The organism is Microbacterium soli (assembly GCF_039539005.1).
Lineage (GTDB): Bacteria > Actinomycetota > Actinomycetes > Actinomycetales > Microbacteriaceae > Microbacterium > Microbacterium soli.
Window position 1 is genome coordinate 549,560 of the sequence record NZ_BAABCP010000001.1, and the last position, 18,967, is coordinate 568,526.

Below are 18,967 nucleotides of genomic sequence, written 5' to 3' on the forward strand. Positions count from 1 at the left end.
TTTTCAGCGGATATCAGTTGCGGTCGGCACTCAGCTCACGCAGGCTTGAGCCATTTCCCGCCGACGACGGTGATGACGAGCAGGATCGCGCTGTACGCCAGCGACATCGATGCGACACGATCCCACTGGCCGTTCTCCCACTGCCCGAAGACGAGCACGGAGAGCACTCTGGTGCGCGATGTGAACAAGAAGATCGATGATGCGAGCTCACGGATCGACAGGATCAGCACCATGAGGCCGGCCGAGATGATGCTTGTGCGCAGCAGCGGTACAGTCGCCCACCAGAGTGCGCGCATCTTCCCGGCGCCGGACACCTCTGCCGCCGCTTCCAGGTCAGGGTGGATCTGCTCCATCGACGCGGCGATGCCGCCGTATCCCTGCGGGATGAACCGAGCGATGTACGCCAGGACGAGGACCGCGAGCGTTCCGTATACCGGCAGTGGGATCACGCTCCACGTCCAGAAGAACGCTATCCCCATGACCAGCGACGGGATGGCGACGGGTGCCACGGTCAGCACTCCAAGGAATCGCTTGCCGATCAGATTCGTCCTCAACACGAAGTAGGCCAGGAGAACGAAGAGGACGAGCCCGAACAGCGCCGCAGCCCCACCCGCGATGAAGCTGTTCGAGGTCGCTTGGATGAACGCGCGAGAGGTGACCGAGTCGATGAAGGCGTCCGCTGAATACGCCGAGGGATCGAACAGATCCCTGAACGAGCTCAGATACCGGGCACCGCTGAAAGCTGCGACGGCAAGGGCCGCGATCGGCACGACGATGGCCAGGAACAGGTAGAGCATGACCAGGGAGAAGACCGGCCAGCGCCACCTGCCGAGCTTGATCATCCCCGGACGGAATCCTTTCCCGCTGACCGTCGTGTATGCCTTGCCCTTCAGCAGGAGCCGCTGCGTCACGATGATGATGACCAGGAGCGCGAGAAGGACGATGCCGACAGCACTCGCCTGGTTCACTTCGCTGGGTGCGACGGTCATCAGCGAGTAGACGTAGGACGGCAGCGTCTGCACATCGTTGGCTGCGCCCAGGATCGTCGGGATGGGGAAATCCTCGAGGATCAGGGCGAAGGTGAGCACGCCGGCGCCGAGAAGGGCCGGGCGGATGATCGGCAGCGTCACGTTCGTGACGACCGTCCACTGTCTCGCGCCGTGGACGAGAGCCGCCTCCTCGAGCTCGGGGTTCATCAACCGCAGTGCACCGTACACGAACAGGAACGGATATGGGGAGTAGTACAGGGACTGCACGAAGATGATGCCGCCGATCGAGTAGACGTCCCAGGTGATGTTCCAGCCGAGAGTGGAGAACAGGAGATTGATGTAGCCCGAGCGAGGCGATGCGACCAGGCTCCATGCCATCGCTCCCACGAACGCGGAGATGAACAGCGGGATGATCCCGGCAGTCTGTGCGACAGCGCGCCAGGGAACGTCGGTGCGCGCGGCGACCCATGCCAGGCCTGTGCCGATCGCTACGGCGAAGGCACCGGCGCAGACCGCGATGATGATCGAGTTCACCGCCGCCGTGATTCCTCGTGATGTGAGAATGGCATTGAAATTCTCGACAGTGAAGTTCCCCAGAGGATCTCCGGGACGCGGCGGAGAGTCGGTGAACGCCGCGATCAGCAGCATGATCATCGGGATGATGACGAGAACCACCATCACGAGCACGACGAGGAGATAGATGCCGCGCGTGCCGAACCGCTGCCATGGACGCCCCGCCGTCACCGGAATCGTCGTGACACCGCCGGTCTTGGCGTCATCCGCGACAGTCATGCCGGCCCTCCTGTCGTGAAGCAGCGGACAGCATGGGAGGGGATGCCGATCCTGCACCGGTCTCCGCGTCGTCTCAGCTCGCCGGTGAACGGCAGCAGAACCTGCAATTGAGCGTCTCCGAGGCGGACGACGTACGATATCTGGCTGCCGAGCAGGCTCACGACGCTGAGCTCGCCTTGAAGCGTGGTCCCGGACCACGTCTCGGGCGGGTCGACGATCACATCCTCCGCCCTCACGCTGACCGCGACGGCACCCATCGGGCCGTGGTAGCCGCTGAAGAGTGGTTCGGGCAGACCCGGGATGTCGACTTGAGCGGTGCCCTCGACCGTCCTCGTGACGGTTCCCGTGAAGAGATTGTTGGTGCCGATGAACTCCGCTGCGAACTGCGTGCTCGGACTCTGATAGAGATCCAGCGGCGTCGATACCTGTTCGATCACGCCCTTGCGCATGAGCACGATGCGATCGGCGAGGGCGAGCGCCTCGCCCTGGTCATGAGTGACATAGATGGACGTCGTACCGAGTCTCTGCTGAGTCTCCTTGAGCTCGAGCCGCAGCCTCTCACGCAGTTTCGCGTCGAGGTTCGACAGCGGCTCATCCAGAAGAAGCACCCTGGGCTGCATGACGAAGCTCCGTGCAAGCGCCACCCTCTGCATCTGACCGCCTGACAGCATGCTCGCGGAACGACCGCCGAGCCCATCGAGACCGACCAGTTCCAGGGCCTGCTCGACCCGCTCTCGGGCCTCCTTGCGCGGGACCTTCTGCATCTTCAGTGGAAATCCGATGTTCTGCGCAACCGTACGATGCGGCCAGATCGCATATGACTGGAACACCATTCCGACACGTCGCGCGGCGGGCGGCACATTCACCCGGCCATGGCCGGCGTAGACGACCTCACCGTCGATCTTGATCGTTCCGTCCGTCGGCTCCTCGAGCCCTGCGATCGATCGCATGGTCGTCGTCTTCCCGCAGCCCGACGGTCCGAGGAGCACGAGGAACTCACCGGTGTTGACCGTGAGATCGAGGGACTGCAGCGCGACCTGATCCCCGAACCGCTTGTGCAACGAGGCGATTTCGACCGCGTGCACCGAAGAGCACTCATCGCGGGTGATCGTCTGGCTCATTTCAGTGCTCCCAACTTCCCGTGAGTCCATTGAACGAACTGATCAGATCGGACACAGGCGTCGCCTCATCGGCCTCGCGGACCTTCAAGCGCACCTGCTCCGCCTCGGCACCGGCCGAGCCCGCGAGCACACGGAACTTCTCCTCCACCGCCGGCCACTCATCGCCTGCGCTGGTCGGACGGCTCTCGGCCTGAAGCCTCTCGTAGACATCGCCACGGCGAGTGGTGACCACCACACGGGCTCCACCGCCGTCGATGTCATCCGCCGCGCGGGCACGGGTCGCAGCCTCGAGGCTGCGGTAGGCCGGATCCCGCGAGATCTCGTCGGAGAAGAAGTCCGGGACCACTGGCGGCATTCCCAGAAGCGACATCGCGACGACCGCGGAGACGCTGAACTTCGCCTGCAGCAGGGTGGATGGTGCTGGATTGATCACGACATGCTCGAAATCACGGCCGATTGCGACATCGACGGACGAGATGGTCTCCGGCGAGATCTCATGCGACCGTGCGATGCTCTGCGCCGCCCGGATCGCCGCGTGCGTGCCGAAGCACGTCGCGTAGTACTTGAACTGGGTGTCGGCGATGGCGATGCGCTCTCCCGTTCCCAGATCCGGCTCCTCGACGTCCGTCATGAGCCGCAGCACGCCGCTGGGACCGGACAGAACATCCGGCAGCGTCCACGATCCCTCCACGGCCGCGACCGCTGCCTCGACTCCGTTCCTCGCCGCACACCCCACCTGCCAGGGCTTGCCGATGCTGCCGAAGCCGGCCATCGTGCCGGAAGCCTGCAGCCCTGCAAGGCCGACGGCGTCCTTCATCGATCGGGTATCCGCTCCGAACAGCTGAGCGGAAGCGATGGCCGCACCGATGCTTCCCAGCACGGCCGTCGGATGCCAGCCCCGGGTGAACAGCGCCGCGCCGTACGCGGATCCCAGCGCGACGACCGCCTCGACGCCCGCTGTGATGGCTGCGAACAGTTCTCCCAGCGCGGCGTCACGGCTCTCCGCAGTCGCCAGAGCGGCTCCGATCACCGCAGCGCTCGCATGGCCCGGAACGCCCAGGTGGAAGTCATCGAAGTCCAGCTGATGCGCGTACGCCGCGTTCACCCGGGCCGCGCTCTGCGGCGGCAGCCGGTCACCCGTCCTCAGATCAGTCGCGCTCCCGCGGCCCGCAGCGCGCACCGATCGCGCAAGCGGACGCACGTCCGCAGCCAGGATGACACCGAGCCAGTCGAGCAGGCACTGCCGCACCCGCTCGTCCACCTCTCGCCACCGCTGAGCGCTGCTACGCGCACGAGCGACGACCAACCCGGTTAGATCCTCATCGACCATCTGAACGACTCCATGTACACCACAGAATGGGCACTGCAGATCAACCGAGAGCCGCAGGAAAGGAGCCGGAGATGAGTGTGCTGCGAGTGGGACTGACTGTCGCCAGCGACATCTACCGCCTAGGGCCTAAAGCTAGCCAGATCGATCCGGCCTGTCAAGGCTCCGACGACGGCACGGGAGGGTGCCGAACGCTGGATGGCGCAGATGCTGCACCGGTGGCGCTGTCTCAGTCGAACCGGCCATTGCTCGTATTATCCCCGCTCTCCGCGACGCCTCCTTCCTCGGCGGCGATGTGCTCGCGGTACCGTCGCACGAGATCGCGATAGCACTGGCAGATCGCACCCTGCGCCGCACCCCAGTAATCCCGCTGCACCCGGGCGATGAACTCGCCGTCATCGGACATCAGATTCTGCCCCGTGAGCAGCTCTGCCACGAACCGCTGGTTCTGCGGTGCGTAAAGCGACGCCCAGCCTTCGGTGACGATGTGCGTCTCCCGATCGACGACGGCACCCATGCCCAGGTTTCCGGTCGTCGCTCTGATCATCGTCCCGGTCGGCATCTTCGCGTATCCCGTGACAACCACTGTTCTGGGCATCGGCTCTCCATCTCGTGAGGGACAAATCCGCAGCGGATCCGCCCCCGGCAGTCCGAGCAGAGCATAGGAGATGACACTGGGGGGGAGAACCCGCAAGGCGACATATCCGGCAAAAGCGTGATTGACAACGCAATGCCGTCCGTGCACCATGGTACTCGTCACCAGTCACCTACGGCGGCGCCGGCCTCACCCCGGTCGCCGATTCATTCGCCGAGCGACTCCCTGCTAATCCGAGCAAGAGCCGGGTTAATCGGCGATCAGGGAGTTGACGATGACGACAGACCCCGCAGGTCCGGCCGCCCCACCGGCGGTGGATCCGCCTCTTGCGGGTGTGCGGATCCTGGATCTCACGCACATGCTCGCCGGCCCCTACGCCACGATGCTCCTGGCCGATCTGGGTGCTGAGATCATCAAGGTCGAACCGCCCGGCGGCGAGTTCATCCGCGGTGCCGGACCGACATTCGGTGACGGCGAAGAGGCGTTCGGCGGTTATTTCCACAGCGTGAATCGCAACAAGCGCAGTCTTCCGCTCAATCTGCGCGATCCGGAGGGCCGCAGGATCTTCCTGGAGTTCGTCGACTCGGCGGATGCAGTGATCGAGAACTTCCGGGTCGGCATCATGGAGTCGCTCGCACTGGACTGGGAAGTCCTGCACGCACGCAATCCACGGCTCGTCTACGGCTGCATCCGCGGCTTCGGGGATCCTCGAACCGGGATGAGTCCGTACGTGAACTGGCCTGCCTACGACGTCGTCGCGCAGGCCATGGGCGGTTTCATGCACGTCAATGGCTTTCCCGAGCGTGAACCGGTCAAGTCCGGCATCGGGATCGGTGATCTGTTTCCTGCAGCGCTGCTGGATATCGGCGTTCTTTCTGCGATCCTCCAGGCACGTGCAACAGGCCAGGGCCGCCTCGTCGATGTCGGAATGTACGACGCGATGATCTCACTGGCTGAGCGCAACGCCTACCAGCACTCGATCACCGGCGAGGTGCCGGGGCGGATCGGCAACTCTCATCCGCTGTTCGCACCGTTCGGCCTCTTCGAGGCGAAGGACGGCTGGGTGACCATCGCCGCGCCCAGCAATCGCGAGTGGACCGTGTTCGCGTCATTGATCGGCCACCCTGAACTCATCGACGACCCGCGGTCGTCCCAGCCGACTGCTCGGCACGAGAACATCGAATTCGTCAACGATGTCATCCAGGAGTGGACCCGGACGCGCACCAAGGCGGAGATCGTCAATGAACTCGGCGGTCGCGTCCCGGTCGGACCTGTGCAGACGGCTCGGGACATCGCTGCTGATCCCCATGTGGCGATCAGGCAGATGCTCGTCGAGGTCGAGCAGCCGGGTACGGGCCACGTCGTCTCGATCGCCGGCACCCCGATCCGCTTCTCCCCCGCCAGCTCGGTGGGTATCCGCCGCGCACCACTGCTGGGGGAGGACACCGTGAGCCTTCTCGCGGAGATCGGCATCGACCAGCAGGCCGTCCAGGGATTGGTCGCTTCCGGAATCGTGGCGACCACCGCTGACGCGACCTCGGCTGCGACGCACGCGTAGCCGACCGGCTGCATGCCTGTACCAGGCACGGCGCTCCATCATCCATATCGTTCCCGATGAGGAGGAACACCGCATGTCCGATCCAACGACCTTTCCGCTGTGGCCGAAGGGCCGCTACTTCGATGACTTCGTCGTCGGGGAGGTCATCGAGCATCATTGGGGTCGCACGCTCCGCACATATGATTCGACGCTGTTCAGCTCCCTGCTTCTGCATTACTCCCCCCTGTACTTCAATGACGCGTGGGCTGCGGAGCACGGATGCCGAGCAGACACCATCAATCCGTACTTCGTCTTCCTGCTCGTCCTCGGGATGTCCGTGGAGGACACGAGCGAGGGCGTGGACGGCGCGGCGGGGGCCTTCCTGGGTGTGGACTCCGTCGAGTTCCTGGCTCCGGTCGTCGCAAGTGACACCGTCACGTGCCGCACCGAGGTGATCGGCAAGCGGCGGTCGAAGTCACGACCGCAACAGGGCATCGTGAGCTGGCGCACAACGGGAGTGAACCAGGACGCCGTGGAAGTGCTCCGGTTCGAGCGCTCGAATCTGACTTCTCTCAGACCGGAGCTGGAGAACTTCACCCGACGACAGCCGAAGGCGGTGCCGGCATGAGCATCACGGGATCGGACAACTGCTTCGAGGACTTCGAAGTCGGCATGCGGTTCAGGCACGCGCGAGGGAAGACCATCACCGAGCTCGAGAACGTGCTGCTGACGAACCTCGTGATGAACACGGCCGATGCGCATTTCAATGAGGCGCGTATGTCGCAGACACCGCTGGGAACATCCATCGTGTTCGGCGGCATCACCGCATCGCTGGTCATCGGGCTGGCGAGCCAGGACACTGCGGACTCGATGCTCGAAGACCGCGGGATCACCGATCTCCGGCTCTTGGTCCCGGTGGTGCATGGCGACACGATCCGCGCCGCGACGGAGGTGCTCGCGACCGAGCCGTACGATGACCGCTCCGGCTTGCTGACGCTCCACCACTGGGGCTACAACCAGCGCAATCAGATCGTCGCCGAACTCACTCGCGTGATCCGTGTCCCACGTCGGCACGCCATCAAGGAAGGAAGATCATGAGCACCACCCCGCACACCACCCGAGGAGCCGGACGATCGCGGAGATCGTGCCTGGCAGTACCGGGGTCGAATCCGAAGATGCACGCGAAAGCACGCGGACTGGATGCGGATCAGTTCTTCCTCGATCTCGAGGACTCCGTCGCACCGGCTGCCAAGGAGCAGGCGCGCCACAACATCGTCGCGTCACTGCTCGAAGGCGGGTGGGGCGACAAAGTGCGCGTCGTGCGGGTCAACGACTGGACCACTCAGTGGACGTACCAGGACGTGATGACCGTCGTCGGAGCAGCAGGCGACCAGATCGATGCGATCATGCTGCCCAAAGTTCAGACACCCGGCCAGGTCGAGGCGCTGGATCTGCTCCTCACGCAGATCGAGATGGAGAAGGGCTTCGATGTCGGCGCGATCGGCATCGAGGTCCAGCTGGAGAACGCCCTCGGCATGGTGAATCTCGAAGCCATCGCAACCGCATCTGCCCGCGTGGAAACACTCGTCTACGGCCCTGCGGATCTGATGGCCAGCCTCAATATGAAGAGCCTGATAGTCGGCGGACAGCCGAAGGGGTATCCGGCCGATGCCTACCACTACATCCTCATGCGGATACTCATGGTCGCTCGTGCGAATGGTCTCCAGGCGATCGACGGGCCTTTCGGGCTGATCCGCGACATCCCCGCCTTCGAAGAGGCCACGTGGCGCAGTGCGGCTCTGGGCTTCGACGGCAAGTGGGTGCTGCATCCAGGGCAGATCGGACCGGCGAATTCCATCTTCTCACCGGCTCAGGAGGAATACGACAAGGCCGAGAACATCCTCGACGCCTACGCCTGGTACACCTCGCCCGAAGGAGGGGCCCTCGGGGCGGTCATGCTTGGTGATGACTTCATCGACGAAGCATCTCGGAAGATGGCCGCCGTGATCGCCGCCAAAGGACGCAGCGCCGGACTGAAGAGGACGGCGGCATGGACCCGACCGGAGCCATGAGCCCGGTGGGCGAGGAGGAAGTGCGGGCACGACTCGCAGCAGACGCCGCCTCGCGACACATGGGAGTCGAGATCACCAGCATCGGCGATGGATGCATAACCCTGCGCCTCCCCCCGCAGCCGTGGATGATAAACGGCCATGGCATCCTCCACGGAGGTGCGATGTTCTGGCTCGGCGACACGGCGTTCGCGTTCCTGTCGGAGTCGCGAGGTCGACCGGCTGTGACCCGCCAGGCGGGGATCACATACATCGCACCGCTGACCGTCGGGGATCAGCTTTACGCGACCGCACGGGAGAAAGCGCGATATGGGCGGAATTCCATCGTCGATGTCGACCTCCTGGATGCAGATGATGCCCTGATCGCCACGATGACGGTTCACGGCACCGATCTGCGGGAGCGACCGCCACAGGTGTGACTGGTCGTATGGCGCGGCCACGGGCAGCCCAGCCGGACAATGTATGCAAGCACCTGTTCGCGCCCGTGCTACCCCCGTAGACCCAGCACGAACGGGAGCACTGCCGTCGCTCCGGACTGCCGCAGCGTACGCGCAGCGATGGTGAGAGTCCAGCGGCTGTCAGCCAGGTCATCCACCAGCAGCACGGGGCCGGCGGGCACCTGCAGCCCGTCGGCGGTGAACCGGTCCCACAGCCCCGCCACCCGGAACGCGCTGCTGCCACCGGGCGCGCCGGAGGGCCCGCCGCCCACGAACCCGAGTTCGCCCAGGTACGGCAGCCTGCCGACCTCGGCGAGGCCGCGCGCCAGTGAGCCGGTCAGCTGAGGCCGCGAGCGCGACGGCATCGCGACCACGGCGACGGGGCGCTCCTCCCAGCCCCAGCCGGCCAGCACGCGCACGCACGCGGCCAGCACCTGCGGCGCCACCGACCCGTCAGACGCCCCTGTCGCGAACAGCTCGCGCAGCGTGCCGCCCCACCCCAGGTCGGTCAGACGCGCCAGCGCACATCCCTCAGCAGCCTGCTCGTCCACGCCGATACGACCACGAACGGGGATGCCGAGCCGATCCGCGCCGGTCGGCCACTGCCTGCGCGGCTCGACGGGCACACCCACACGGTCCAGCGACTCGGTGGCGATCGACGAGGCATCCGCCCCGACATCCGTCGGGAACCACTGGCCCGCGCAGTTGTCGCACCGCCCGCACGGCGCGGCCGTGGCGTCGTCCAGCGAGCGCTGCAGGAACTCCATGCGGCATCCACCGGTCTGCTGGTACTCGATCATGTGCTGCTGCTCGGCCCGGCGCTCGGCGGCGATGCGCTCGTACCGCTCGGTATCGTATATCCAGGGCTCACCGGTGGCGATCCAGCCGCCCTGCACACGCTTCACAGCGCCGTCGACGTCGAGCACCTTCAGCAGCAGCTCGAGCGGCGTGCGGCGGATGTCGACCCTCGCCTCCAGCGCAGGCGTCGAGATCGGATCGCCGTCAAGAGCGGCGATCACCCGCTCGGCCCGCTCGCGGTCGGGCATGGATGCCGTGGCGAAGTAGCGCCAGATGTCCTTGTCCTCCGCGCCGGGCAGCAGCAGCACGTCGGCGCTCTCGGTGGCGCGACCCGCACGCCCGACCTGCTGGTAGTACGCCACCGGCGACGACGGCGCTCCCAGGTGCACCACGAACCCGAGGTCGGGCTTGTCGAAGCCCATGCCCAGCGCGCTGGTGGCGACGAGCGCCTTGACCTCGTTGCGCCCCAGCATCCCCTCGGACTCCTCGCGCTCATCGGCATCGGTCTGCCCGGTGTACGCGCGCACGTCGTGACCGTGCTCGCGCAGCAGCCGCGCCGTGTCGACGGCGGCCGCGACCGTGAGCGTGTAGATGATTCCGGAACCGGGCAGGTCGTCCAGATGGCTGAGCAGCCAGGCCAGTCTGCTCGCCGAGTTCGGCAGCTGCAGCACCCCCAGCCGCAGGGATGCCCGTGCCAGAGGACCGCGGATCGTCAGCACGTCCGCACCGCCGAGCTGCTCGGCGACGTCCGCCACGACCCGGCTGTTGGCGGTGGCCGTGGTCGCGAGCACCGGCACGTCGGCGGGCATCTGCCCGATCAGATCGCGCAGGCGCCGGTAGTCGGGGCGGAAGTCGTGACCCCAGTCGCTGATGCAGTGCGCCTCGTCGACCACCAGCATCCCGATGCGCTGCACGAGCGTCGGCAGCCGCTGCTCGCGGAACGCCGGATTGTTCAGCCGCTCGGGTGAGACCAGCAGCACATCGACCTCGTCACGGTCGATCCGCTCAAGCACATCGGACCACTCGTGCGCATTGGTGGAGTTGATGGCCACCGCACGCACTCCCGCGCGTTCGGCCGCGCTGATCTGGTCTCGCATGAGCGCCAGCAGCGGCGAGACCAGCACCGTGGGCCCCGCTCCCTGCCGGCGCAGCAGCTGCGTTGCGACGAAGTACACCGCCGACTTGCCCCACCCGGTGCGCTGCACGACCAGCGCACGCCGCCGCTGCGCCACCAGCGCCTCGATGGCCTCGTACTGGCCGTCGTGGAAATCGGCATCCGGGCGGCCGACGAGATCGCGGAGGGCGGCGAGCGCGGCGTCGCGGGTGGTGGAGGTCACGCATCCACTCTGCCCGACGGCACCGACACGGCCAGACCTGCGTACAATAAACGTACGCGACGTACGTCACGTACGTCACACATCAGCTAAGAGGTCACCATGAGCCAGCCCGCCATCGCCGACTATCCGTCGTACTCCAGCGCGCGCGCACACTTCAAGGATGTGCTCGACGCCACGGAGCGGGGCCGCTCCGTGACCGTGGCGCGCGAAGGACACGTCTCCGTGGTTGTCCAAGCCGACCGTCTGCAGTCGTTCTTCTTCCACTCCGTGGCCCCTCGCGTCGAGCTGACCACGGAGGATGGCCGTGTGATCGCACTCATGTCGGGCCGCCCGTTCGCCTCCGAAGGTGCCACAGTCGATGATGCGCTCGACGACCTGATCCTGTCGCTTCGCGAGTACGCCGAGGACTGGGAGGCGCGGCTCCAGCAGGCCCCGAACCACCGCGACAACTGGGCGCTGGTGCAGCTGATCAAGCTCTCCTCCGACGAGCAGCTCCTCAAGTGGTTCGAGCACGGCGGTGAGTGAGAAGCATCCCGTCGCGACCCGCGAGGATCACGACGACTTCTGCCTTCACGAGGAGTGGGCACTCGTCCGCGGCGCGCACGGCCAGCCCGTCCGCCACCACCGCACGTACGAACTCCCATTGTGGGACGGCCGCATCCTGCGCACGCGCATCTCGCGGCCGATCGATCGCACCGGCTACGCGGCGAGCATGTGGTCGCACATCCTGCGCGAACAGCTCGAGGTGTCTGCAGACGCGTTCTGGTTCTGCGTGCGAAAGCACATCAGACCCGAGCGCGGCGAGCCGAAGCCCACTCCCCCGCGCAAGTCGGTGCCGCTCCACCTCGTCAGGGAACTCTCAAGGCTCGGCATCCCCGAGACCGAGATCCTGGAGCTGGATGCCGCGGAAGCCGCTCAGCGGCATGCGCAGCTGCTGGCGGGCCAGCAGACTCCACCCGGGCATAGCCTGTCATCATGATCAGTCGCGAGCTCGCCGTCGCCCTGCGCGACGCGGGTCTGGTGTGGCATCCGGCATCCGGCGACCGCTTCCAGCTCGATCTGCCCGAGGACGTCGAATCCGAGATCGAGGCCGAGACGTACACGGTCAGCGAGATGACCATCGAGGCGCGCTGCACGCCCAGCGGCACCGACCTCGCCTTCAACGGGACGACGGAGTGGGCACTGGATGCCGTGGAGCTGGCCGACGCCGTCTGGATGCCGTCCGAGCACCAGCTGCGCGACCTGCTGCGCGGCACCTTCCGCAGCCTCACACGACTGCAGGACACGTTCGAGGTCGAGATCGAGATCAACGACGAGCGGCTGCGCTTCCAGCATCCGGATCCCGCCGAGGCATACGGTCTGGCGCTGCGGGAGCTCATCTCCCGCTCGTCGTGACCCGCTTGCACGTACTCCACGACCGTGCGACAATTACCTTACGATCGGTCAGTAAAGCAAACGCCGAGGAGTCGAAGATGACCGCACCCGCAGATCTCTCCATAGTGGACGATGCCGATGCGCTGGCGCGCTTCGACGACCACGTCGCGCACGAGCAACGCATCGAGCCCCGCGACTGGATGCCGGAGGCGTACCGCAGGACGCTGATCCGGCAGATCTCGCAGCACGCGCACTCCGAGATCATCGGCATGCAGCCCGAGGGCAACTGGATCACCCGCGCCCCGAGCCTGAAGCGCAAAGCCATCCTCATGGCCAAGGTGCAGGACGAGGCCGGTCACGGCCTGTACCTGTACTCCGCCGCGCAGACGCTCGGGATCACGCGCGATGAGATGACGCGGCAGCTCATCGAGGGCAGGGCCAAGTACTCCTCGATCTTCAACTATCCCACCCCCACCTGGGCCGACATGGGGGCGATCGGCTGGCTGGTCGACGGTGCGGCCATCGTCAACCAGGTGCCGCTGTGCCGCTGCTCCTACGGCCCCTACGGGCGGGCGATGGTGCGCATCTGCAAAGAGGAGTCCTTCCATCAGCGCCAGGGGTTCGAGATCCTGCTGACCCTCATGCAGGGCACGCAGGAGCAGCGCGAGATGGCGCAGGATGCCGTGAACCGCTGGTACTGGCCGTCGCTCATGATGTTCGGACCGCCGGACGACCAGTCGCCCAACTCCGCGCAGTCGATGGCCTGGCGGATCAAGCGCTTCTCCAACGATGAGCTGCGCCAGCGCTTCGTCGGCATGCTCGTGCCGCAGGCCGAGATCCTGGGTATCACGCTGCCGGACCCCGACCTGCGCTGGGACGAGGAGACGCAGCGCTATGAGATGGGCGAGATCGACTGGGACGAGTTCTTCCAGGTGCTGAGGGGCAACGGCCCGTGCAATGCGGAGCGCATCGAGCGCCGCCGCACCGCGCATGAAGAAGGCGCATGGGTGCGCGAGGCCGCCGCCGAGTACGCCCGGAAGCAGGCGCAGCGCGCAGAAGGGCGGGTGGCATGATGGTCGCGCCCGGCGGATCCCCCGAGGAGACCTGGCCGCTGTGGGAGGTGTTCGTGAGAGCCAACCGGGGCCTGAACCATGTGCACGTCGGCTCGCTGCACGCACCGGATGCGAGCATGGCCGTGCGCAACGCCCGTGACCTGTACACGCGTCGCAACGAGGGCGTGTCCATCTGGGTGGTGCCCGCGGATGCCATCACCACGAGCGACCCCGACGACAAGGGCGCGTTCTTCGAGAGCCCGGCGGGGAAGAACTATCGTCACGCCGTGTACTACACGGCATCCGAGGGGGTGCCGCACCTGTGACCGCCTCCCCCGACGTCCACGTCTCCGTCGACGAGCTGCAGCTGGCGTCCGAACTCGCCGGCGGGCAGGCCCGCGCGGCATCCGCCGATATCGCCGAATACGCCCTGTGGCTGGGCGACGACGCGCTGATCCTCTCCCAGCAGCTGGGCGCGTGGATCTCCCGCGCCCCCGAGCTGGAGGAGGACGTGGCGCTGACCAACATCGCCCTGGACCTGCTGGGGCACGCCCGCTCCCTGCTGCGGTACGCCGGTTCCTGGGACGGCCGCAGCGAGGACGATCTGGCGTACTTCCGCGACGAGCCGGAGTTCCGCAGCGCCTGGATCATGGAGCAGCCCAACGGGGACTTCGCCCAGACCATCGCCCGCCAGCTGATCGCATCCGTCTACATGTACGAGCTGTACACGGCGCTGCGCGCCTCGACCGACGACACCTTCGCCGCGATCGCGGAGAAGGCCGTCAAAGAGGTCGACTACCACCGCGACCACGCCGTGCAGTGGGTGCTGCGCCTGGCCGACGGCACCGACGTCTCGCGCGAGAAGATCATCCGGGCCCTGCGGGACGTCTGGCCGTACGCGGACGAGCTGTTCCGCGACGAGCCGCTCATCGACCGCCTGGGCGACGCCGCCGCGCGTCCGTCGGCGCTGCGCGCCGGCTTCGACGCCGTCATCGACGAGGTCCTCGCCGAGGCGCGGCTCGCACGCCCCGACATCGCCGCCTCCCGTGCGGGCGGACGCCACGGCGCGCATGCCACGCCGATGGGGCATCTGCTGGCCGAGATGCAGGTGCTGGCCCGACGGCATCCGGGAGCGACGTGGTGACCCCCATGGCCGCCGCCCGTCTCGACACCGCAGCGCTCGCGAGCCGCGCGCGCGAGGTCGCCGCGCGCGTGACCGACCCCGAGATCCCCGTGCTGACCATCGCGGACCTCGGCGTCCTGCGGGAGGTCACCGCGGACGACACCGGCCGCGTGACCGTCGACATCACCCCCACCTACAGCGGATGCCCGGCCATGGACGCCATCCGCGACGACGTGGTCCTCGCGCTCACCGCGGAGGGCTTCGACGACGTCGAGGTGCGCCTGGTGCTCTCGCCCGCCTGGACCACCGACTGGATGAGCGAGGAGGGCAGACGCAAGCTCACCGAGTTCGGCATCGCCCCGCCCACCGGCAGAGCCGCCCACCGGCAGGGTCCGATCCGGCTCACGCTCGCGGTCAAGTGCCCGCACTGCGGTTCGCCGAGCACTCGCGAAGTGTCCCACTTCGGCTCCACGTCCTGCAAGGCGCTCTACGAGTGCCGGGAGTGCCTGGAACCGTTCGACCATTTCAAGGCGATCTGATGTCCCTGTTCCGCTTCCCCCCCACGACCGCCCCGGACCGCCCGGCCGCACGCCCGGTCGGCGACCGGCATCGCGCGCGCTTCCACACGCTCACCGTCTCCGAGGTGCGCCGGCTCACCGACGACGCCGTCGAAGTCGGCTTCACGGTGCCCGCCGAGCTCGCCGATGACTACGCGTACCTCCCCGGTCAGTACGTCGCTCTGCGGGTGCACCTCGACGGCGCCGAGGTGCGCCGGTCGTACTCGCTGTGCCGACCGCCCGCACCCGTGCGCGACGGCGCGACCAGCCTGGCCGTGGCCGTCAAGCGCGACGAGGGCGGGCTGTTCTCCACCTGGGCGCAGACCGAACTGCATCCGGGCTTCGAGATCGACGTGATGAGCCCGCAGGGCACCTTCACCTCCGACCTCGACGAGCTGGCGGGCGCGCACGTCGTCGGCATCGCGGCCGGCTCGGGCATCACGCCCATGATGGCGCTGGCGCGCAACCTGCTCGCGGCATCCGACAGCACCCGGTTCACGCTGCTGTACACCAACAAGTCCACGAGCGACGTGATGTTCCTCGAGGACCTCGCAGACCTGAAGGACCGCCACCCCACCCGACTGGTGCTGCACCACGTGCTCTCCCGCGAACAGCGCACGGCACCGCTGCTGTCGGGACGCATCGACGAGAAGCGGCTGCGCACCATCCTGGACGCCCTGATCCTCCCCGCCACCGTCGACGAGTGGTTCCTGTGCGGCCCTCTGGCCCTGGTGGATCTGTGCCGGGAGGTGCTCGCCGACATCGACGTGCCGCGCGAGCGCATCCGCTTCGAGCTGTTCACCACCGGCGACACCCCCGCCGAACGCGGCCCGCGCCGCGTCGAAGTCAAGGCGGGTCAGAAGACGCACCGGATCGAGATCAACCTGGACGGCGTGTCCTCGACCGTGGAGAGCCCCGTCGACGCGCACGAGTCCGTGCTCAACGCCGCGCTGCGCGTACGGCCGGACACGCCGTTCGCGTGCTCGGGGGGTGTGTGCGGCACGTGCCGCGCCCGCGTGCTGGAGGGCAGCGTGACCATGACGGAGAACTACGCGCTGGAGCCCGACGAGCTCGAACGCGGCTACGTGCTCACCTGTCAATCCCACCCCACCAGCGACAGACTCGTCGTCGACTACGACGTGTGACCCGTACCCGCCGGTACGCACCGGCCGGTCCGAGAGGAGCATCCATGATCGATCTGACCGTCGCGGACGACGTCGCGCACATCACGCTCAACTCGCCCTCCCGGCGCAATGCCCTCGACGAGCAGGCGCTGCGCGACCTGGGCGATGCCTACGACGAGGCCGAACGGGCCGGGGTCCGCGCGCTCGTGCTGAGCGGGGAGGGCCGCGCCTTCTGCGCCGGCCGCGACATCTCCGACGTCGATCCGCGCGACGACGACGTGCTCGGCTACCTGGACGGGCTGCTCACGCCGCTGCTGCGGCGCATGTCGGCCTTCCCCGCCCCGACGTTCGCGGCCGCGCACGGCGGATGCCTGGGAGTGGGCCTGGGACTGCTCATCGCGACGGATGTCGTGTACGTCGCCGAGACCGCACGGATCGGCTCCCCGTTCGCCGCCCTGGGCGCGCTGCTGGACTCCGGTGGGCACGCGCTGTTCCTGGATCGGCTCGGCGCGCACCGCACGCTCGACCTCATCTACACGGGGCGGCTGATGACGGGGGCGGAGGCCGTGGCCGCCGGCCTGTTCTCGCGGGTGCTTCCCGACAGCGAGGTGCTGCACGCGACGATGGATGCCGCCGCGGCGGCCGCACGAGGCGCGACGGCGGCCTTCCTGGCCAGCAAGCGGCTGATCGCGCGCATCCGTGATGAGCGCCTGGCGCTGTGGGACGCGATACGGCTCGAGAGCGCCGCGCAGGCCGAGCTGCGCGACACCTCCGACTACCGGGAGGGCTTCGCCGCGTTCCAGCAGAAGCGCCCGCCGGTGTTCACCGGGCGCTGAGGGTCCCTGCCCTTCCCCGGGTGCCGCGGGCGGTGGCGTTCCCGGTACAATCGGAGTGTCCGGCCATTGCCGGTGCCCGAAAAAGGGGCACGAAGCGCGCGAAGCGACGATGCATGAGCGGCGAGACATATACGGACCCCTCCGTTCCGTCTCGAAAGGCTCTGTCATGCCCTCTGTCTCCGCCCACGTCGCCCTCACCCTCGCCCAGCACGTCGACCACGTCTTCGGTGTGATGGGCAACGGCAACGCGTACTTCCTCGACGCCATCGACACGCAGACGGACGCCGGCTTCACCGCCGTCCGCCATGAGCAGGGCGCTGTCGTCGCCGCCGACGCGCACTTCCGGGCATCCGGGCGGATCGCCGCGGCCACCACCACCTACGGCGCGGGCTTCACGAACACGATCACCGCCCTCGCCGAATCCGTGCAGGCGCACGTGCCGCTCGTGCTGGTCGTCGGCGACGAGCCGACCTCCGGCCCGCGTCCCTGGGACGTCGACCAGATCGCGCTGGCGTCGGGTGTCGGCGCGCGCACCTACACCACGGGGAGGACGGATGCCGCGGCCACCACCGTCATCGCCGTCGAGCACGCCCTCACCTACCGGGTTCCGGTCGTGCTGGCCATCCCCTACGACGTCGCGGCTCTCGAGGCCGGGCCCGTGCCGCAGGCCCCCTCCCCTCGCCTGCCCGATCCGCTGCCCCCTCGCGGCGCGTTCGCAGAGGGGATGCTCGATGAGATCGCCGACGCGCTGCGCTCCGCCGAACGTCCTTTCCTGCTGGCGGGGCGCGGCGCCTGGCTGGCCGGCGCGGGCCCGGCGCTCGGTGCGCTGGCCGAAGCCACCGGAGCGCTGACGGCGTCGAGCGCCCTGGGGCGCGGGATCTTCCCCGATTCCCGCCACGACCTCGGGGTGGCAGGCGGATTCGGCGCCGACGGCGCCATGTCGCTCGTGCGGCAGGCCGATGTCGCCGTGGTGTTCGGCGCGGCGCTCAACCAGTTCACGATGCGCTTCGGCGAGCTGTTCGCGCCCGGCACCCGGGTGTTCCAGGTCGATGTGGCGCCGGCTGCGACGCATCCGAACGTCGGAGGCTTCGTGCGCGCCGACGCCCGCCTCGCCGCCGAGTCGCTCCTGCAGCGGCTCGGATCCACGGCATCCGTCCGCGCGAAGCGCATTCTTCCGCACGAAGCGCACGCACCGTGGCGGGAGACCGTCGACGTCGCGGCGGCCCGCGCGTATCCCGCCGGCGACGAGATCGCCCCCGACGGCCGGCTGGATCCGCGATCGGCCGCGCGACGGATCGCCGAGCTGCTGCCCGAGGACCGGGTGGTCGTGTCCGACGGCGGGCACTTCATCGGCTGGGCCAACATGTACTGGCCCGTCGCCGCGCCGGACCGGATGATGATGGTGGGCACCGCGTTCCAGTCGATCGGCCAGGGCTGGCCGAGCGTGGTCGGCGCGACCCGCGCGCGCCCGGACAGCACGGTCGTGCTGACCTCCGGTGACGGGGGCGGGCTGATGGCGATCGCCGACCTGGAGTCCGCCGTGCGGGCCGCCGGCGGTCATGGCTGCGCGGTGATCTGGAACGACGCCGCCTACGGCGCCGAGATCAACCTCTACGGGCTGAAGGGCCTCGCCGAGGCGCCCATGCGGATCCCCGAGGTCGACTTCGCCGCTCTCAGCGCGGCCGTCGGCGCGGAGGGCGTCGTCGTGCGCAGCCTCGCCGACCTCGAACGGCTGGGATCCTGGGCCGGAGAGGACCCGGAGGCGCGCCGATTCCTCGTCCTCGATCTGCGCATCTCGGGCCGGATCATCGCCCCGTACCAGCAGGAGATCATCCGCGTGAACTCCTGACCCGCCTCGTCCCACTCTCCCCTGTTTCACGCGGTTTCTCGGCGAGAAGA

The 18,967-nt window shown here is 67.7% G+C and carries 20 protein-coding genes; 15 read left to right on the forward strand and 5 right to left on the reverse strand.

Annotated features, from left to right (window positions below; genetic code table 11):
- Positions 1-35: 35 nt before the first annotated feature.
- From ABD770_RS02575 to ABD770_RS02590, 4 genes are all read right to left on the reverse strand, one after another.
- The gene (locus ABD770_RS02575) at positions 36-1,781 is read right to left on the reverse strand and encodes an ABC transporter permease (protein ID WP_344817930.1); all 1,746 of its coding nucleotides are present in this window, start codon (positions 1,779-1,781) and stop codon (positions 36-38) included.
- Positions 1,778-2,902, reverse strand: coding sequence for an ABC transporter ATP-binding protein (locus tag ABD770_RS02580; protein ID WP_344817931.1), 1,125 nt, complete (start codon positions 2,900-2,902; stop codon positions 1,778-1,780). The genes ABD770_RS02575 and ABD770_RS02580 overlap by 4 nt, the downstream gene beginning before the upstream one ends.
- A 1-nt stretch (position 2,903) precedes the next feature.
- Complete coding sequence (locus ABD770_RS02585; protein WP_344817932.1) at positions 2,904-4,208, reverse strand: MmgE/PrpD family protein; 1,305 nt, start codon at positions 4,206-4,208, stop codon at positions 2,904-2,906.
- A gap of 250 nt (positions 4,209-4,458) precedes the next feature.
- Entirely contained in the window at positions 4,459-4,827 is a 369-nt protein-coding gene (locus tag ABD770_RS02590; protein ID WP_344817933.1) for a DUF3870 domain-containing protein, read from the reverse strand.
- Positions 4,828-5,098: 271 nt separating this feature from the next.
- On the opposite strand from ABD770_RS02590, the gene ABD770_RS02595 reads away from it, so the two are divergent.
- The 5 genes from ABD770_RS02595 to ABD770_RS02615 all read left to right on the forward strand — a co-directional run bounded on the left by ABD770_RS02595 (position 5,099) and on the right by ABD770_RS02615 (position 8,849).
- Complete coding sequence (locus tag ABD770_RS02595) at positions 5,099-6,382, forward strand: CaiB/BaiF CoA transferase family protein (RefSeq protein ID WP_344817934.1); 1,284 nt, start codon at positions 5,099-5,101, stop codon at positions 6,380-6,382.
- A gap of 73 nt (positions 6,383-6,455) precedes the next feature.
- Positions 6,456-6,989: a MaoC family dehydratase gene (locus ABD770_RS02600; protein WP_344817935.1), complete on the forward strand. Its 534-nt coding sequence runs from the start codon at positions 6,456-6,458 to the stop codon at positions 6,987-6,989.
- Entirely contained in the window at positions 6,986-7,459 is a 474-nt protein-coding gene (locus ABD770_RS02605; protein WP_344817936.1) for a MaoC family dehydratase, read from the forward strand. Before ABD770_RS02600 ends, ABD770_RS02605 begins: the two co-directional genes overlap by 4 nt.
- Positions 7,456-8,433, forward strand: a complete 978-nt coding sequence (locus ABD770_RS02610) for an HpcH/HpaI aldolase/citrate lyase family protein (protein ID WP_344817937.1) — start codon at positions 7,456-7,458, stop codon at positions 8,431-8,433. The genes ABD770_RS02605 and ABD770_RS02610 overlap by 4 nt, the downstream gene beginning before the upstream one ends.
- A complete protein-coding gene (locus ABD770_RS02615; protein WP_344817938.1) occupies positions 8,412-8,849 on the forward strand; it encodes a PaaI family thioesterase in 438 nt (145 codons plus the stop codon). The genes ABD770_RS02610 and ABD770_RS02615 overlap by 22 nt, the downstream gene beginning before the upstream one ends.
- A 68-nt stretch (positions 8,850-8,917) precedes the next feature.
- On the opposite strand, the gene ABD770_RS02620 is transcribed toward ABD770_RS02615, so the two are convergent.
- A complete protein-coding gene (locus ABD770_RS02620; protein WP_344817939.1) occupies positions 8,918-11,002 on the reverse strand; it encodes a RecQ family ATP-dependent DNA helicase in 2,085 nt (694 codons plus the stop codon).
- Between the two features lie 99 nt (positions 11,003-11,101).
- Between ABD770_RS02620 and ABD770_RS02625 the strand changes: the two genes are divergently transcribed.
- The 10 genes from ABD770_RS02625 (at position 11,102) to ABD770_RS02670 (ending at position 18,917) form a co-directional block, all read left to right on the forward strand.
- Positions 11,102-11,527 carry a hypothetical protein gene (locus ABD770_RS02625; protein WP_344817940.1) on the forward strand — a complete coding sequence of 142 codons (426 nt, stop codon included), beginning with the start codon at positions 11,102-11,104 and terminating at the stop codon, positions 11,525-11,527.
- On the forward strand, positions 11,520-11,981 hold the full coding sequence (locus ABD770_RS02630) for a cytotoxic translational repressor of toxin-antitoxin stability system (protein ID WP_344817941.1): 462 nt from the start codon (positions 11,520-11,522) through the stop codon (positions 11,979-11,981). Before ABD770_RS02625 ends, ABD770_RS02630 begins: the two co-directional genes overlap by 8 nt.
- Positions 11,978-12,397: a pilus assembly protein CpaE gene (locus ABD770_RS02635; protein ID WP_344817942.1), complete on the forward strand. Its 420-nt coding sequence runs from the start codon at positions 11,978-11,980 to the stop codon at positions 12,395-12,397. Before ABD770_RS02630 ends, ABD770_RS02635 begins: the two co-directional genes overlap by 4 nt.
- A gap of 77 nt (positions 12,398-12,474) precedes the next feature.
- Positions 12,475-13,449: a 1,2-phenylacetyl-CoA epoxidase subunit PaaA gene (paaA, locus tag ABD770_RS02640; protein WP_344817943.1), complete on the forward strand. Its 975-nt coding sequence runs from the start codon at positions 12,475-12,477 to the stop codon at positions 13,447-13,449.
- The gene (gene paaB / locus ABD770_RS02645; RefSeq protein ID WP_344819854.1) at positions 13,449-13,754 is read left to right on the forward strand and encodes a 1,2-phenylacetyl-CoA epoxidase subunit PaaB; all 306 of its coding nucleotides are present in this window, start codon (positions 13,449-13,451) and stop codon (positions 13,752-13,754) included. The genes paaA and paaB overlap by 1 nt, the downstream gene beginning before the upstream one ends.
- Entirely contained in the window at positions 13,751-14,572 is an 822-nt protein-coding gene (gene paaC / locus ABD770_RS02650; protein ID WP_344817944.1) for a 1,2-phenylacetyl-CoA epoxidase subunit PaaC, read from the forward strand. The genes paaB and paaC overlap by 4 nt, the downstream gene beginning before the upstream one ends.
- Positions 14,573-14,577: 5 nt before the next feature.
- Positions 14,578-15,090 carry a 1,2-phenylacetyl-CoA epoxidase subunit PaaD gene (paaD, locus tag ABD770_RS02655; RefSeq protein WP_344817945.1) on the forward strand — a complete coding sequence of 171 codons (513 nt, stop codon included), beginning with the start codon at positions 14,578-14,580 and terminating at the stop codon, positions 15,088-15,090.
- Positions 15,090-16,253 carry a 1,2-phenylacetyl-CoA epoxidase subunit PaaE gene (gene paaE / locus ABD770_RS02660; protein ID WP_344817946.1) on the forward strand — a complete coding sequence of 388 codons (1,164 nt, stop codon included), beginning with the start codon at positions 15,090-15,092 and terminating at the stop codon, positions 16,251-16,253. The genes paaD and paaE overlap by 1 nt, the downstream gene beginning before the upstream one ends.
- A gap of 44 nt (positions 16,254-16,297) precedes the next feature.
- Entirely contained in the window at positions 16,298-17,068 is a 771-nt protein-coding gene (locus ABD770_RS02665) for an enoyl-CoA hydratase/isomerase family protein (protein WP_344817947.1), read from the forward strand.
- A 166-nt stretch (positions 17,069-17,234) separates the two neighbouring features.
- On the forward strand, positions 17,235-18,917 hold the full coding sequence (locus tag ABD770_RS02670) for a thiamine pyrophosphate-binding protein (protein WP_344817948.1): 1,683 nt from the start codon (positions 17,235-17,237) through the stop codon (positions 18,915-18,917).
- Positions 18,918-18,967: the final 50 nt, after the last annotated feature.